Below are 17,673 nucleotides of genomic sequence, written 5' to 3' on the forward strand. Positions count from 1 at the left end.
TAAAAAACCGCTATAGTCGTAAACTATAGCGGTTTTAAAAATCATTAAACACTGATAGTGTTTGTTTTCCTTGTTGCCCAACCAGGATTCGAACCTAGACAAACAGAACCAAAATCTGTCGTACTACCATTATACTATTGGGCAATACCCTTGTTGTTTGGGATGGCAAAAGTATAACTTTTTTTATTTCTGCAAAAAAAACTTGCAATATTTTTAAAATATCCTTCGAAATCCTTTACTGTAAAGCCTTTACAAAACCATCTCATTCACTTTCTCTACTATCTGCGCCGGTTTTATCCACTCCATACAGGCATAATCCCCTCTGAAACAGGGTTTATTACCAAATACGGAACAGGGACGACACGGAAGATCGGGAACCTGGATAGCATTTTCCGGTGCTTGCCCATACCCCATAAACCCTGCAAAAGGATGAGTGGCGCCCCAAACAGATACTACCGGCACTCCAAACAGGGAAGCCAGGTGCATATTGGCCGAATCCATACTGATCATCACATCCAGCTGGCTGATCAGTGCCATTTCCTCATCCAGGGAAAAACGCCCCGCCACCACAATTACCTCCGGGTACTGCGCCGCCAGTTGGGTCAGTAAAGCTATCTCCTGTTTACCACCTCCGAGAAGAAACAGCTGTATTCCCTGTTCCCGCACCAGCATACCTAAAACAGCTGCCGTTTTCTCCAAAGGATACATTTTCTCCCTGTAAGTCGCAAAAGGAGCCAGTCCTATCCACTTTTTACCTTGTTTGGAACCAGTCACTGCAGTCACTGATCCAGGCAGCATACGGGGCTGAAAAACGGGTTTACGCCCCATCTCACAGCGAAGGCCCAGTTGCCGGAAAACCCTGGCATATCTTTCTATGGTGCTGGTAAGGGGTTGTAATACCTTGTTTTCACGGCGGGTTAGCGCCTTCTTTCCTGCCCGGCCCTTGTCAATAGCCACTACAGGGATACCGCTCAGGCGGAAAAAGGTCCGGATGATCTGGGATCTCAGCACATTGTGCAGGTCTGCCACTGCCGTTATCCCGTGGGCGCTTCTCACTTCACGGAACAGGCGATACAATCCTTTTACTCCTTTGTGAGTGCCTTTTACATCTGCAGGAAAAAAGGTGAGCCGGGGAATACCCGCACACAAAGCACCCCAGTTCCGGTTGGTCACAAAAACAATCTCCACATCCGGATTTTCATCCAGTACCTGTTTCATTACAGGAATGGTCATGGCTACATCGCCCATGGCAGACAACCGGGTAACCAATATCGTTTTAACTGTGCCCAAATATGGAAGTTTATTTTTCGTTCTTGTATAAAACCGGGTTCAGGGAAGGATCGTTATACATTTTCATTTGCTTGTATACCTTCATAAACTTTCTGCCGCCGGCAATATCGGCCAGGAGCGCCTCAATAGCGGTACCCAGATCTTTTTGCTGCTCCAGGAGTATATCCAGCTTACGCTGGCAGGCGGCGCGGTGCTCAGGGGTAGCGTCTGTACGGGTGGCCTCCTCCTGCATATGATAAATTTTCAGGGCTAAAATAGACAACCGGTCTATTGCCCACGCAGGGCTTTCCGTATTAATGGCGGCATCTGCAGCGGGTACCGTTTTGCTGTACTTCTCCAGGAAATAGCTGTCTATATATTCCACCACGTCTGTACGTTCCTGGTTGGAACGGTCTATCCAGCGCTTAATTCCCAATGCTTCCACCGGGTCAATATCCGGATCGCGGATAATATCTTCCAGGTGCCACTGCACCGTGTCTATCCAGTTTTTCAGGAAAAGCAGGTGTTCAATGCTGCTCTTTTCATAGGGATTGGAAATGGCCTGATGCACATCATTGTGCTCATGGTAGGCCACGATACTCTGGTTAAATATCTTATTGCACAATTGTGTAAACATGTCGCAAATGTACAAAGGCTGACAACAAAAAAGAAGCGCATGGTAGAGACCATACGCTTATTGTAAAAGATTGTCATGTGAATGTTCGAGAATGCAAATCGTGAAGGCTTTCAATGGTTATCTTGGGGTTGAAATGCCGTCAAGGTTATACCACCTTATTTCCTTTTTTACCGTAAATGATGCCATTGCACCACGCTGGCAATAATATTTTATGATTATTTGTTGTTTTGAATATTTTTTGAACGCAGTAAAAGTCAATCACTCTAATGGCTACACGTTTTTATTGAGGGTGTTTAATAAATAGCTGTTAACAAAAAATCAGATCACCAATTACAGGGCCAGGATCACAGACGTTATATTATTCATCAATCAGAAGTGGCGCTCACCACTACTTTTATGGGATTTCCTCTGCTAATGTTGACAACTTCATTTGTTTAATTATTCTCAAATAGTACCGGGTTTTCTAAATACTCAGGGTTTAAAAGTGGACATCGTGATGTCCGTGTGTCTTAGTGCAAATTAAAAGGGGCCACTGCATTTTACACTGCAGTGACCCCTCTTTTTTATACAACGTTAGTGGTAATTAGTCTGTTTTTTTGTCCAAATTAGCTTTCTGAACCAGCCGTCAGCTTTATTTTGGTGGCATAATAAAGTGGAATACCCAATAATATAATGCCTAATCCCGGTAAAGTATAGCTGGTTTCAAACACCAGCAACAGGGCGGCCAGCGATAACGCCACAATAATATAGATCATCGGCAGCACCGGGTAACCAAATGCCTTGTAGGGCCGCTCTGCCTCCGGGCGCTTCTTCCTCAAAATAAAAATACCCAGGATCGTTAATACATAAAATATCAACACACCAAAAATTACCAGTGCCAGCAGATCATTGTATCTTCCCGTTAAACAAAGCATGGAAGCCCACGCACACTGGATCCACAAACCATAGCCGGGCACACTGTGTTTATTCAGCTCACCTGCTTTTTTAAAGAACAACTTATCTTCTGCCATCGTGTAATAGATCCTCGCACCAGACAGGATTAACCCGTTATTACAACCAAAAGTAGAGATCATGATCATCACGGCAATGATAATTGCACCGCTGGAACCAAAGATCTTTTCAGTGACTGCCACGGCTACACGGTCGTTAGCAGCGAATGCAATTTCATTCAGCGGTAGTACGGCCAGGTACATCAGGTTACAGCTCACATAAATGATGGTCACAATCAGCGTTCCCAGGAACAGGGAACGGCCGATATTTTTGGCCGGGTTCTTAATTTCCCCTGCAATAAAAGTTACATTGTTCCAGGCATCGCTGGAAAACAAGGAACCTTTCATAGAAACAGCGATAGCGCCAAATAACGCCAGCCCCGATAAGGCAGTTGTTACTACCGTTCCATTCTGGGAAGTAACTGCTGCCGCATCCCAGGCATGCTGCCAGTTCACATTCCAGATCTCCGCTTTTGCGCCAAACAGTAATCCGAAAATAATAAGCCCGAATAGTGAAAGCAGCTTCGCCAGCGTAAATACCGTTTGTATCAGTTTACCATGGTGTACACCACGGGTGTTAATAAATGTTAGTAAGATGATAGATATAATAGCTACTACCTGGGCTGCGGAAATTTGCACAATACCAGCATCCAGCAGTATATTCTTCTCGCTGAAACCCGGGATCAGGTAAGCGGTAAACTTGGCAAAGGCCACCGCCACCGCAGCAATGGTACCGGTTTGAATAACGCCGAACTGCGTCCAGCCAAATAAAAATGCAATAAACGGATTGTAGGCTTCCCGGAGATACACATACTGCCCGCCTGCTTTGGGGAACATTCCTGATAACTCCCCGTAACTGAGCGCGGCAATCAGCGTTACCACTCCGGCGAGCACCCACATGGCGGTGATCCATCCGGCGCCGCCCACACTCCGGGCTATTTCTGCCGTTACAATAAAGATCCCGGAACCGATCATGGAACCCGCTACTATCATGGTGGCGTCCAACAGGCCCAGGGATGGCTTGAATGACTTAGTTTGGTTGATTTCCATATTGATATTTATAAAAAATCCCGGCTCATAAGGGAACCGGGACTATAAGGTAGAAAATTTTTCTGATGGTTTATCCGCTTATTTGGCAGAAGCTGCTGAACCATTCTCGTTCATACCCTTAATAACTTCCGGTGTTACATCGTAAGCCGGATCTTTATACAGGATGTTGCTGGCTGTGCTGCGGTAAGAGAATATATATGCAAAACGTTTGTCGGCATTGAATGCTTTCAGGAAATCATCCAGTCTCTTCTGTAATTCCTCGTTGAATTTGGTTTCCTGCTCTGTATAGGAAGCACGCAGGTTCTGCGCTTCCTGCTCCAGCTGCTGTTGTTTGGACATCAGGCTGCGTTGTGCGGACTCACCCTGTTCCTGGGTAAGCGTAGACGCCCTGCGCTGCAGATCTTCATACTCGCTCTGCAATGCCCTGGCCTTGCCTTTCAGTTGGTTGTCCATCTGCTGCTGCTTCTGTTCCAGCACCGCTCTCTTTTCCTTGAAATACTCAAAATGCGCTTCCAGTGAGTCCAGGTCTACATAGGCAATTTTGAAACTACCCGCAGCAGGAGTACTGCTGTTTGCCGCAGAAGTTGCAGCTGGCGCACTGTTACCAGCTTTATTTCCCTGGCAAGACATCAATAATCCGGCTGAAAACGCCGCCAATAATCCTTTGGTCACTAATTGTTTACAAGTGCGCATGTTAATAGGTGGATTTGCTTTAAGTACATTTTAAAAATGGAACGGCTAAAATAAGGTTTTTACCGGATTTTCATATTCCTATCCGCTTTTTTAGCTAGGTTTTAACTAATATTATTATTTCACCTTATCCAACAGGATCTCCGGCTCGTTAGTGGTAATATAATCTACCCCGTTTTTCAGCAAATCATCCATTATTTCCGGGTTATCTATCGTCCAGGCATTGGTGGTTACTTTATGCTGCTTCGCAGTAGCTATCAGCCGGGGATCATTTTTAAACACCTGCTGGTGATAGTCAAGCCCCCATATTCCGTCTGCCTGTAGCTGTGCAGGCGTTTTGTCGCCATTGAGATAAGCTATTTTAGCCGCAGGATCGAGTTCTTTTATTTTTTTGCAGATATTGTAGTCAAAGCTGATATAAAACATCCACGCCTGGGCCTTCTTCGCCTGCACCATTGCTACTGCTTTGGCAGCCAGCAGATCCCCCCTGCCGGTACGCGATGGCTTTAACTCCAGCACCAGCCTTGTACGGTGTTGCTCCATGATCACGTCAATGAACTCTTCCAGCGTAGGCACCCTGTCCCCGTTCTTCAGCTGCACCGTTTGCAGGTCTGCCAGCGTGCTTTCTTCTACCTTCTTTCCTCCTATTTCCGGGTCATGCGAAATCACCATCTCATTATCTGAAGATAACCACACATCAAACTCCGATCCTTCACAACCCAGCTTCATAGCATCTTTCAGGGAGGTAATACTATTCTGGCTTCCCTCATGGTGCTTCCATGCTCCACGGTGGGCTACCACTTTATTACGGATGAAATCATCCGCCACCAGCAGGAAATCAGCGGTGTCTGCACCTGCCTTAATGCGTACAGGATAGGTAAAGCTGCCTTCTTTACTTACTGCTGCTTTCTTCTTCAGTTTTAACTCATGACCGCTAATGGTAAATAGTCCCGATTTGTCTTCCAGCAATGTGGCAGCCGATAGCTGCCCGTCCCTGTTGTAGATCTTCCCGATTACGGCGTTCTTTTGCTGAACGGGAATCGTATAGGCGTCCAGGTAAGGAGCGCTGGCCTGTTGCCCTGCGGCAGCTGTACCCATCAAGGTGATCCCTGCCATCAGAAATATTTTTTTGCAATTGTTCATGTTATCTGCGTTTGTCCTGAAAATAGCGCGCAATTTATCTATTTCCATCCCATAGGTGGAAAATCATCCTATTAAATTAATATAAAGCTTTTAAATTGTCCGCACTGCATTTACAAACGAAAAGCTGGGGGGGCCGGGCGCTGCAAGGTAATTGTTCCTGCATAACCGGAAACCGGTGGATCCGCTTTCCCGATAGAGTGTCAGGCACTGCGCTGTCACTGTTCCTGCTGAGTAGCGTCGCATAGGCTTCCACTACCTCAGTTGGTGTCAGGCACCGCGCTGTCACTGTTCCTGCCCGCGCTTTAATTGTGTTGTATCACCAGTACATTGAACCTGGCAGGATCCAGCGGATAGCCATTGCTGATAAGGGTGTAAATCTTCCCGGTTTGAGTGGCCATGTCCACGGTTTTCAATGCTTTGGAAGTATTGGAAGAATCGGCCGAGCGGAAATTGATCTTGTAATGGGCGCTATCACCCCAAAGCGGAGCAAAACCAGTTTGTGCAGGAAACGGAATCCTGCTGAAAAAACGCGGAAGCGTATCGGAATACAGGTCCATGAGCAATGGTGAACGATCCGGCCTGAAGCCCTGCGCAAAGTTAATCAACCTGAATTTAGCCAGTCCCGCCCCCGGATCACTGAGATCATCTTCTGTAATGATCAGCATAGTAGCGCCGGCGCTGTCGGCGCCCAGGAAAGCAGAATAATAACGGTTGTTTCGAAGATAGATCTGCGCCCGTAACAACTCCTTATCCGGCTGCCGGCTGTCTGCAATGATCAGGTTATATTTTTGCGCGCGTAAAGATTTATACCCGGTATTGGTTCCATAACCTATATTATTCCCAACGCTGAACGTATCCAGTTTCACATTATACTGAACATCACCGGGCGCTGCATTTACAAACAAAAAGCTGCCGTGGGTATCGGGCACTGCACTGTCACTGTTCTTTTTACAGGCGCCTATTATCACCAGCAATACTAAAACAGGAATGATCAGGTGTTTCATGAAATCCGCTTCTTTTTACGGACCCAAATGTAATGATATTAAAACAAAAAGCGCCTGCCTTTGGGGCAAGCGCTTCTGTTTTAATATCTGTATAATACTATTCTTCTTCGTCAAACTGGAACACTTCTTTGGAAGAGGCCAGGATGTCGTATTCTTCTTTCGAACCTACGATCATGTTCTCGAACTCGCGTAAACCGGTACCGGCAGGGATCAGGTGACCTGTGATCACATTCTCCTTCAGACCCATCATATCGTCGATCTTACCGTTGATGGCAGCCTGCGACAATACTTTGGTGGTTTCCTGGAACGAAGCGGCTGAGATCCAGCTACGTGTACCGAGAGACGCTTTCGTAATACCCTGCAGGAGCGGGCTGGATGTAGCCGGCTGTGCATCACGGTACTCTACCAGTTTCTTATCTGCACGACGTAACAGGGAGTTTTCTTCACGAACCTGGCGCAGTGTTACAATCTGACCTGCTTTCAGGTTAGCTGATTCACCTGCTTCAGTTACAACCTTCTTATCAAAGATCATATCGTTTTCTTCGAAGAAATCGAACCTGTCTTCTGTATCACCTTCGAGGAAGCGGGTATCACCCGGATCTTCGATGTTTACTTTACGCATCATCTGGCGAACAATCACCTCGATGTGTTTATCATTGATCTTCACACCCTGTAAGCGGTATACTTCCTGGATTTCATTTACCAGGTATTCCTGTACGGCAAACGGTCCTTTGATAGACAGGATATCCGCGGGAGTAGTAGAACCGTCGGAGAGGGAAGTACCGGCCTTCACAAAGTCGCCGTCCTGAACCAGGATGTGACGTGTTAACGGCACCAGGTATTTCTTCACCTGGCTTTCACGGCTTTCAATGATGATTTCGCGGTTACCACGTTTGATGTTACCAAAAGCTACCACACCGTCAATTTCAGAAACGATGGCAGGGTTGCTCGGGTTACGTGCTTCAAACAGCTCAGTTACACGTGGCAAACCACCCGTGATATCTCTCAGTTTACCGATAACGCGGGGGATCTTCACAATTACCTGTCCGGCTCTTACTTTATCACCTTCGGAGATGACGATGTGTGAACCAACCGGTAAGTTGTAGGATTTCACCTCTTTGTTACCATCTACCATGATAGACGGGATCTTGTTTTTATCTTTTGTTTCAATTACCACTTTCTCACGGTGACCGGTCTGTTCATCAGCTTCTTCACGGAAGGTAATACCCTCGATGATGCTGTCGAAACGGATGCTACCAGGAATTTCAGACACGATAACGGCGTTGAACGGATCCCATGTACAGATCATATCACCTTTCACCACTTTCTGCCCGTCTTTCACCAGCAGGGTAGAACCGTAAGGAATGTTGTTGGTAACAAGCAGACGGTCATTTTTCACGTCCATGATACGCAACTCACCGGTACGGCCGATAACCACCTGTACTTTTTCACCATCGTTGTTTTCGTAGGTGGTAGTACGTAAGCCATCGAATTGAACAGTACCATCAAACTTGGCTGGTAAACCGGATTCAACGGAAGTAGAACCGGCAACACCACCCACGTGGAAGGTACGCAGTGTAAGCTGTGTACCAGGCTCACCGATCGACTGTGCAGCGATGATACCCACGGCATCACCTTTCTGTGCAGTATAACCGCTCGCCAGGTTTTTACCGTAACATTTCACGCATACACCCCTGCGGCTTTCGCAGGTGAGTACAGAACGGATCTCTACGGTTTCAATTGCACTTTCTTCAATCCTGTGTGCAATTTCTTCAGTGATCTCAGCGCCGGCAGCAACGATCAGCTCATCATCATTATGAGGATCAAATACATCGTGCAGGGAAGTACGTCCGAGGATACGGTCGTACAGTGTTTCAATCACTTCTTCATTATCTTTCAACGCTGAAGTAGCAATACCACGGAGGGTACCGCAATCTTCCTCATTGATCACCACATCCTGCGCAACGTCTACCAGACGACGGGTCAGGTAACCCGCATCCGCCGTTTTCAACGCCGTATCCGCAAGACCCTTACGGGCACCGTGCGTAGAGATGAAGTATTCCAATACGTTCAAACCATCTTTAAAGTTGGACAATACCGGGTTTTCGATGATCTCGGAACCGGTAGATCCACTCTTACGCGGCTTGGCCATCAGCCCCCTGATACCAGCCAGCTGTTTGATCTGCTGCTTGGAACCACGCGCACCGGAATCCAACATCATGTATACAGAGTTGAATCCTTGCTTGTCTGTTGCCAGCTCACGGATCAGGGTTTCTGTCACCTTCGTATCCACACGTGACCAGATATCGATGATCTGGTTGTAACGTTCGTTGTTGGTGATCAGACCCATGTTATAGTTATCCCAAACCTCGTCTACCTCGCTGGAAGCGCCATCAATCATGTCTTGCTTAACATCCGGGATGATCAGGTCATTAATGTTAAATGACAGACCACCGCGGAACGCCATGCGGAAACCTAATTGCTTGATGTCGTCCAGGAACTTGGCAGTTGCCGGGATGTTGGTTGCTTTGATGATATCACCGATGATTTCACGCAATGATTTTTTGGTCAGCAGTGCGTTTACATAACCGGCAGCTTTAGGTACGAACTGGTTGAACAGCACGCGGCCTACCGTTGTTTCGATCAGTTTCTTCTCGAGTTCACCATTTGCATTTCTCACATCAGCTTTAACACGGATGTGTGCATGCAGATCGATACGGTCTTCGTTCAATGCGATGATTACTTCTTCAGCAGAGTAGAAAGCTTTACCTTCTCCCCTCACTACTACATCACCCATTGTTTTCTTACCCTTGGTGATGTAGTACAAACCAAGCACCATGTCCTGTGAAGGCAGGGTGATAGGCGTACCATTCTGCGGGTTAAGAATGTTATGTGAAGACAGCATCAGCAGCTGGGCTTCCAGGATTGCAGCATTGCTCAAAGGCACGTGTACCGCCATCTGGTCACCATCGAAATCCGCGTTGAACGCAGAACACACGAGCGGGTGCAGCTGGATCGCTTTACCTTCCACCAGTTTAGGCTGGAAAGCCTGTATGGACAAACGGTGCAGGGTTGGCGCACGGTTTAACATCACCGGGTGACCCTTCAGCACGTTTTCCAGGATATCCCAAACCACCGCTTCTTTCCGGTCTACCAGCTTTTTCGCTGATTTTACGGTTTTAACGATGCCTCTTTCAATCAGTTTGCGAATAATAAATGGTTTGAACAGTTCCGCCGCCATATCTTTTGGCAAACCGCACTCGTGCAGCTTCAGTTCAGGTCCTACCACGATAACAGAACGTCCGGAATAATCCACACGTTTACCGAGCAGGTTCTGACGGAAACGGCCTTGTTTACCTTTCAGTACATCCGACAGGGATTTCAGTGCACGACCACCTTCCGCTTTCACCGCGTTGGATTTACGGGAGTTGTCAAACAGGGAATCCACTGCTTCCTGCAGCATACGTTTTTCGTTACGAAGGATCACCTCAGGCGCCTTAATTTCGATCAAACGTTTCAGACGGTTGTTACGGATAATTACCCTGCGGTAAAGATCGTTCAGGTCGGAAGACGCAAAACGGCCACCATCCAGCGGCACTAACGGACGCAGTTCTGGTGGTACCACAGGAATATATTGCATTACCATCCATTCAGGACGGTTTTCCACACGGCCATTGGCTTCACGGAATGCTTCCACCACGCTCAAACGCTTCAGCGCTTCCGCTTTACGTTGCTGGGAAGTTTCAGTGGCAGCCTGGTTACGCAGCTGGTAAGAAAGGCCGTCCAGGTCAATACGGGCCAGCATCATTTCCACCGCTTCGGCACCCATCTTAGCAATAAACTTGTTAGGATCTTCATCCGGTAACAGCTGATTGTCTTTTGGTAAGGTGTCCAGGATATCCAGGTATTCTTCTTCAGTGAGCAGGTCACCGTAGTTCATGCCTTTTTCCTGTTTCATACCCGCCTGGATCACTACGTATCTTTCATAGTAAACGATGGTTTCCAGTTTCTTGGAACTCATTCCAAGCAGGTAACCGATCTTGTTAGGCAGGGATTTGAAATACCATATATGTACAACGGGCACCACTAAACGAATATGGCCCATTCTCTCACGACGTACTTTCTTCTCCGTTACCTCAACACCACAACGGTCACACACAATACCCTTATAACGGATACGTTTATATTTTCCGCAATAGCATTCGTAATCCTTTACAGGCCCGAATATCCTTTCGCAGAATAAACCATCACGTTCCGGCTTGTAAGTACGGTAGTTGATGGTTTCAGGTTTCAGCACCTCACCGTATGAACGCTCCAGGATAACATCCGGAGAAGCCAGACTGATGGTAATGCTGTTAAAATTTGATTTAGGACGATTTTCTTTTTTGATAGCCATCTGTAATTAGCTTTTAGCTGTTAGCCGTTGGTGGTAAGCCAGCGACAAAAATTTTATTCCTGCGAAATATCCAAGCTATCAGCCAATGGCATTACTGCCAATGGCTGGTAGCTAAAAGCTCTTAGTCAAATTTCAGATCCAGACCCAGACCACGCAATTCATGGATCAATACATTGAAGGATTCAGGCACACCGGCTTTCGGTATGTTGTCGCCCTTCACGATTGATTCATATGCTTTGGCACGACCCACGATATCATCAGATTTAATAGTAAGCAGTTCCTGCAGGATGTTGGATGCACCGTATGCTTCCAGTGCCCATACCTCCATCTCACCAAAACGCTGACCACCAAACTGGGCTTTACCACCCAGCGGCTGTTGGGTAATGAGACTGTACGGTCCGATAGAACGGGCGTGCATCTTATCATCCACCATGTGGCTCAGTTTAAGCATATAGATAACACCCACGGTTGCTTTCTGGTGGAAGCGGTCGCCCGTTTCACCGTCGTGCAGGTAAGCGTGACCAAAGCTTGGCAGGCCAGCTTCATTAATATAAGAAGCAATTTCTTCGGTAGTAGCACCATCAAAGATCGGCGTCGCAAAACGTACACCCAGTTTCAGACCAGCCCAACCCAATACGGTTTCATAGATCTGTCCGAGGTTCATACGGGAAGGTACCCCGAGTGGGTTCAGTACAATATCCAGTGGTGTACCATCTTCCAGGAACGGCATGTCTTCATCACGCACGATCTTGGCAACGATACCCTTGTTACCGTGACGTCCCGCCATCTTATCCCCTACTTTCAGCTTACGTTTGCTGGCCAGGTAAACCTTCGCCAGTTTCAGTACACCGGCTGGCAGCTCATCACCGATAGAGATGTTGAACTTCTCACGTTTGTAACGGCCCAGCTCTTCGTTGAACTTGATGTTATAGTTATGCAGCAGGGTATTGATCTGATCGTTCACCACTTCGTCTGTTGTCCAGCCCAGCGGGTTTACGTTCATGAAATCAATGTTTACCAGGTTCTTCGGAGAGAACTTGGAACCCTTTGAAATCAGTACTTCACCGTAAGTGTTGGTAATACCCTGGGATACTTTATCCTTCAGTAATACCTGCAACTTGCTCATGAGCACTTCCAGCAGGTCTTCCGCATTCTTCTGGTGAATTTTCTCCAGTTTCTCGATAGCTGCTTTTTCGCGGGTTTTGGAATTTTTATCTTTCTTCGCGCGGCTGAACAGTTTCTTATCAATCACCACACCTTCTGTTGACGGAGGCGCTTTCAGTGAAGCGTCTTTCGCATCAGAAGCCTTGTCACCAAAGATCGCTCTTAACAGTTTTTCTTCAGGAGAAGGATCAGATTCACCACGCGGAGTGATTTTACCGATCAGGATATCGCCTTCCTTAATGTGCGCACCTACACGGATAATACCGTTCTGGTCGAGGTCTTTTGTAGCCTCTTCACTTACGTTGGGAATATCCGGGGTCAGCTCTTCTTCACCCAGCTTGGTATCACGAACTTCCAGTTCATATTCATCAATGTGGATGGAGGTAAACAGGTCCTCACGTGCAACACGCTCGGAAATTACGATCGCATCCTCAAAGTTGTAACCTTTCCATGGCATGAACGCTACCTTCAGGTTGCGTCCCAGCGCCAGTTCACCACCACGGGTAGCATAACCTTCTGTTAAGAAGTCGCCATCCTTAACACGCTGACCTTTCTTTACGCAAGGTCTGAGGTTAATACAGGTGCTCTGGTTGGTTTTTACGAATTTGGTCAGTGTGTAAACGATCAGATCGTCTTCAAAGCTTACCAGTTTCTGCATTTCATCACGTTCGTAACGAACATGGATTTCATTTGCATCCACAAATTCGATCACACCATTACCATCTGCGGTGATCTGCAAACGGGAGTCGCGCGCTGCCTTGCCTTCCAGGCCGGTTCCCACGATAGGAACTTCCGGATTCAGCAGTGGCACGGCCTGACGTTGCATGTTTGATCCCATCAACGCACGGTTGGCATCATCATGTTCCAGGAACGGAATCAGTGATGCACTCAAACCTACGATCTGGTTAGGCGCCACGTCCATAAATTCCACTTCATCCCTGTCGAGGATCGGGAAGTCGCCGGTTTCGCGGGATTTCACCTTATCATTTACAAAGTGGCCTTTGTCATCCAGTGGGGCGTTCGCCTGCGCAATCTTCACAGAATCTTCTTCCTCAGCGCTCAGGAACTCCACTTTATGCATATCCACTTTACCGCTGCTTACTTTACGGTAAGGTGTTTCAATAAAGCCCATCTCATTCACCTTCGCGTGAACGCAAAGGGTGGAGATCAGACCGATGTTCGGACCTTCCGGTGTTTCAATGGTACACAAACGGCCATAGTGGCTGTAGTGAACGTCACGCACCTCAAAGCCTGCTCTTTCACGACTCAAACCACCGGGCCCGAGAGCGGAAATACGGCGTTTATGCGTGATTTCAGACAACGGGTTTGTTTGATCCAGGAACTGTGACAACTGGGAAGTACCGAAGAAGGAGTTGATCACGGAAGACAAGGTCCTCGCATTGATCAGGTCTACCGGCGTAAATACCTCGTTATCACGTACGTTCATTCTTTCACGGATGGTACGTGCCATACGTGCAAGACCAACACCAAACTGAGCATATAGCTGCTCGCCTACAGTACGTACACGGCGGTTAGACAGGTGATCGATATCATCGATTTCCGCCTTACCGTTGGTGAGCTGTACCAGGTACTTGATGATGGAGATGATGTCGTCCTTCGTCAGCACTTTCATGTCTAACGGGGTAGGAAGACCTAATTTTCTGTTGATCTTGTAACGACCCACGTCACCTAAATCGTAACGTTTGTCGGAGAAGAACAATTTATCAATAATACCCCTTGCTGTTTCGTCATCCGGCGCATCAGCCCCGCGCAACTGGCGGTAGATGTGCTGAACGGCTTCCAGCTCGGAGTTAGATGTATCCTTGTTTAATGTATTGTAGATGATGGAGAAATCACCACTCACCTCTTCTTTCTGAACAAACACGCTTTTCAATCCCATGTCTACAATGGTTTCGATATTCGCTTCGTCCAGGATGCTATCGCGCTCCAGCATAATTTCATTACGCTCGATGCTCACCACTTCACCAGTATCTTCATCCACAAAGTCTTCCACCCAGCTTCTTAAAACGCGGGCTGCCAGCTTCTTGCCGGCATATTTATCAAGACTTTTCTTGTCTGCTTTTACTTCATCTGCCATGCCAAACAGCTGCAGAATATCTTTATCTGTTTCATAGCCGATGGCACGCAACAGGGTGGTTACCGGGAATTTCTTCTTACGGTCGATGTAAGCGTACATCACGTTGTTGATGTCCGTTGCAAACTCCATCCATGCGCCCTTGAACGGGATCACCCTTGCAGAGTAGATCTTGGTTCCGTTCGGATGTACAGATTGACCAAAGAAAACACCAGGTGAACGGTGCAGTTGGGATACAACAACACGCTCAGCACCATTAATAACGAAAGTACCTCTTGGAGTCATGTACGGAATGTTTCCTAAGAACACATCCTGCACAATCGTCTGGAAATCCACATGCTCCTCATCATTACAGCTTAAGCGGAGTTTCGCTTTCAACGGTACGGAATAAGTAAGCCCGCGCTCAATACACTCCTCGATGGTATAACGCGGAGGATCCACGAAATAATCAAGGAATTCCAGATTAAAGATATTTCTGGTATCTGTAATCGGGAAGTTCTCTTTAAATACTTTAAAAAGGCCTTCGTTGTTTCGCTTGTCTGGTGTGGTTTCTAATTGGAAGAAATCCTTGAAAGATTGGATTTGGATAGCCAACAGATCCGGTGTCTCAGTAACTTGTTTGATCTTTCCAAAATTTACTCTTTCGTTTGTTTGGGCTTTTTTTAGAGACATATTCGAAGTTAGCAGTTATATGACTTGTAAGAATTAGGGAAATTAAGATTTCTTTGCCAATACCATCCCAATTTATTTATGCCTTCTGCACGTGGTCAAAGTCACCTGGTAGTGATTCCCCGTTTTGACTCTCTGAAAAAGACACTTTCCCAAAGGGAATAAGGCCAAAAGTGCAAAAGCACTTTTGACCTTTAAAAGATGTATACTTAAGCAAAGAATTACTGAATTTCAACTTCAGCACCAGCTTCGGTCAGCTTAGCTTTCAGGTCTTCTGCCTCAGCTTTGGTAACGCCTTCCTTGATGGATTTAGGTGCACCGTCAACCAGCTCTTTCGCTTCTTTCAGACCTAAGCCGGTCAGATCTTTAACGATCTTAACAACGTTCAGTTTGCTAGCACCTGCAGCTTTCAGTACAACGTTAAAGGCAGTTTTTTCTTCCGCAGCAGCAGCTTCGCCACCACCAGCAGCAACCACAACTGCAGCAGCAGCTGGTTCGATGCCATACTCGGATTTCAGTACATCTGCGAGTTCCTGTACTTCCTTAACAGTTAAACCTACTAATTGTTCAGCTAATGCTTTTACGTCTGCCATTTTATAATGTTTTAATGTAATGTTTGTAATGTTGTTGTTAATTATATTGTGACTTGGAAGCCAATGTTGTATATGGATAGCCCGCGGCCAGCCATATTATTCTGCTGCAGGTGCTTCCACCCCAGCTTCTTCTTTCTTGCCTTTTTCCAGTAAAGCAGCAATAACGCGCTTTGCAGGAGATTGCAACAGACCGATAACTTCGCCGATAAGCTCGTTCTTGGTCTTGATGTTGGTTAAAGCAGTCAGCTGATTATCGCCTACGAATATTTCATCAGCAACAAATGCAGCTTTCAGTACCGGTTTTTCCAGTTTACCGTTTGCTTTACGGAAGGAAGAGATGATCAGTGCCGGTTCTTTCGGGCTGTCGGAAAACATCAGGGCAGTTACACCATGTAAACTGTCATAAACACCTGCATATTTTTCGCTATCCAGGGATTCCAAAGCCTTACGGATCAGGGTGTTCTTAGCCACCTTCATTTCCACTTGCTTATCGAAGCACACTTTCCTCAGGTCATTCACCTGCGCTACCGTTAATGATTCGGTATTAGTGATATAAAAGTTGCTATATTGAGAGAACTTACTTTTCAGCAGTTCAATCGCTTCTTGTTTTTGATCTTTATTCATATTATAACGTTTGTAGCAAGCCCCATCTTTACAGATAACGGCTACAACTCGTGATCAATTAGTTTTGAACAGATTTAGTATCGATAACAATACCAGGACTCATGGTGCTAGCCATAGACAGACCTCTCAGGTAAGTACCTTTTGCAGTAGCTGGTTTCAGCTTGATGATAGCATTGATCAGCTCTAATGAGTTCTGCTCAATTTTATCAGATGCGAAAGATACACGACCGATAGAAGCGTGGATGATACCAGCTTTATCTACCTTGAAAGTGATTTTACCGCCTTTAACATCGTTTACTGCAGCTGCAACGTCGTTAGTAACAGTACCGGTCTTAGGGTTTGGCATCAGGTTACGTGGACCTAAAATCTTACCCAGTTTACCGATCTTCGGCATTACAGCAGGAGTAGCTACGATTACGTCTACATCAGTCCAGCCAGCTTCGATCTTCTGGATAAATTCATCCAGTCCAACGAAATCAGCACCTGCTTCTTTTGCAGCAGCTTCTTTATCAGGTGTGCAAAGCACCAACACCCTTTTAGTTTTACCAGTACCGTGTGGAAGCGTTACGGAACCACGGATCGCCTGGTCTGCTTTCTTAGGATCAACGCCTAAGCGGATATGTAAATCGACAGAACTGTCGAATTTAGTACAGTTAATATCTTTAACTAAGCTGGAAGCCTCTTTCAGGCTGTAAATCTTATTTTTTTCGAGCTTAGCGTCAGCTACTTTTCTCTTTTTAGTTGCCATTTGTCAAAATGATTTTAAGATCCTGCCTCAACAGGGTGAAACAATTAGTTTTCCCAAGGGGCTTTACCATCAACAGTAATACCCATGCTACGAGCAGTACCAGCCACCATTTTCATAGCGCTGTTCAGCGTAAAGCAGTTCAGATCAGCCATCTTGTCTTGTGCAATAGCCTCTACCTGAGCCCAGGAAACTTTACCCACCTTGTTACGGTTAGGTTCTTTAGAACCACTCTGCAATTTAGCAGCTTCCAGCAGCTGTACAGGTGCCGGAGGAGTTTTAATTACGAAGTCGAAAGATTTGTCAGTGTAAACAGTCAGCAACACAGGCAATACTTTACCCATTTTATCCTGGGTGCGGGCATTGAACTGTTTGCAGAACTCCATGATGTTCACACCTTTGGAACCCAGCGCAGGTCCAATTGGAGGTGCAGGGTTGGCCTGGCCGCCTTTCACCTGCAATTTCACGTACGTTGCGATTTCTTTTGCCATGTTTCTTAATTTAATTTGGTTAAACGCTCCCTGCAAAACAGGAAACTCCCAAAAGTAAAAGACTAAAAATAACCTTTTAAAGGGGATGCAAAGGTATATATTATTATGAACTTG

Annotated in this window: 12 protein-coding genes and 1 tRNA gene; all 13 read right to left on the reverse strand. The window is 46.4% G+C overall.

Annotated elements, in window-relative coordinates; translation table 11 throughout:
• Positions 1-73: 73 nt before the first annotated feature.
• Positions 74-144, reverse strand: a tRNA-Gln gene (locus VN105_RS20975).
• Positions 145-249: 105 nt separating this feature from the next.
• Positions 250-1,290: a glycosyltransferase family 9 protein gene (locus VN105_RS20980; protein WP_325643859.1), complete on the reverse strand. Its 1,041-nt coding sequence runs from the start codon at positions 1,288-1,290 to the stop codon at positions 250-252.
• Between the two features lie 10 nt (positions 1,291-1,300).
• The gene (locus tag VN105_RS20985; RefSeq protein WP_325643861.1) at positions 1,301-1,906 is read right to left on the reverse strand and encodes a DUF4254 domain-containing protein; all 606 of its coding nucleotides are present in this window, start codon (positions 1,904-1,906) and stop codon (positions 1,301-1,303) included.
• Positions 1,907-2,511: 605 nt separating this feature from the next.
• Positions 2,512-3,945, reverse strand: coding sequence for an APC family permease (locus VN105_RS20990; protein ID WP_325643863.1), 1,434 nt, complete (start codon positions 3,943-3,945; stop codon positions 2,512-2,514).
• A 78-nt stretch (positions 3,946-4,023) separates the two neighbouring features.
• Positions 4,024-4,638, reverse strand: a complete 615-nt coding sequence (locus VN105_RS20995; protein ID WP_325643865.1) for an OmpH family outer membrane protein — start codon at positions 4,636-4,638, stop codon at positions 4,024-4,026.
• Between the two features lie 114 nt (positions 4,639-4,752).
• A complete protein-coding gene (locus VN105_RS21000; RefSeq protein ID WP_325643867.1) occupies positions 4,753-5,751 on the reverse strand; it encodes a glycerophosphodiester phosphodiesterase in 999 nt (332 codons plus the stop codon).
• 329 nt (positions 5,752-6,080) lie between these two features.
• A complete protein-coding gene (locus tag VN105_RS21005; protein WP_325643869.1) occupies positions 6,081-6,782 on the reverse strand; it encodes a DUF4397 domain-containing protein in 702 nt (233 codons plus the stop codon).
• Between the two features lie 97 nt (positions 6,783-6,879).
• Positions 6,880-11,178, reverse strand: a complete 4,299-nt coding sequence (gene rpoC, locus VN105_RS21010) for a DNA-directed RNA polymerase subunit beta' (RefSeq protein WP_325643871.1) — start codon at positions 11,176-11,178, stop codon at positions 6,880-6,882.
• Between the two features lie 121 nt (positions 11,179-11,299).
• Entirely contained in the window at positions 11,300-15,109 is a 3,810-nt protein-coding gene (gene rpoB / locus VN105_RS21015) for a DNA-directed RNA polymerase subunit beta (protein ID WP_325643873.1), read from the reverse strand.
• A 218-nt stretch (positions 15,110-15,327) separates the two neighbouring features.
• The gene (rplL, locus tag VN105_RS21020) at positions 15,328-15,699 is read right to left on the reverse strand and encodes a 50S ribosomal protein L7/L12 (protein ID WP_325643875.1); all 372 of its coding nucleotides are present in this window, start codon (positions 15,697-15,699) and stop codon (positions 15,328-15,330) included.
• A gap of 96 nt (positions 15,700-15,795) precedes the next feature.
• Complete coding sequence (gene rplJ / locus VN105_RS21025) at positions 15,796-16,323, reverse strand: 50S ribosomal protein L10 (RefSeq protein WP_325643877.1); 528 nt, start codon at positions 16,321-16,323, stop codon at positions 15,796-15,798.
• Between the two features lie 58 nt (positions 16,324-16,381).
• Positions 16,382-17,071, reverse strand: a complete 690-nt coding sequence (gene rplA / locus VN105_RS21030) for a 50S ribosomal protein L1 (RefSeq protein ID WP_325643879.1) — start codon at positions 17,069-17,071, stop codon at positions 16,382-16,384.
• Between the two features lie 44 nt (positions 17,072-17,115).
• On the reverse strand, positions 17,116-17,559 hold the full coding sequence (gene rplK / locus VN105_RS21035) for a 50S ribosomal protein L11 (RefSeq protein WP_079470671.1): 444 nt from the start codon (positions 17,557-17,559) through the stop codon (positions 17,116-17,118).
• Positions 17,560-17,673: the final 114 nt, after the last annotated feature.

This window comes from Chitinophaga sp., from assembly GCF_035564935.1.
Lineage (GTDB): Bacteria > Bacteroidota > Bacteroidia > Chitinophagales > Chitinophagaceae > Chitinophaga.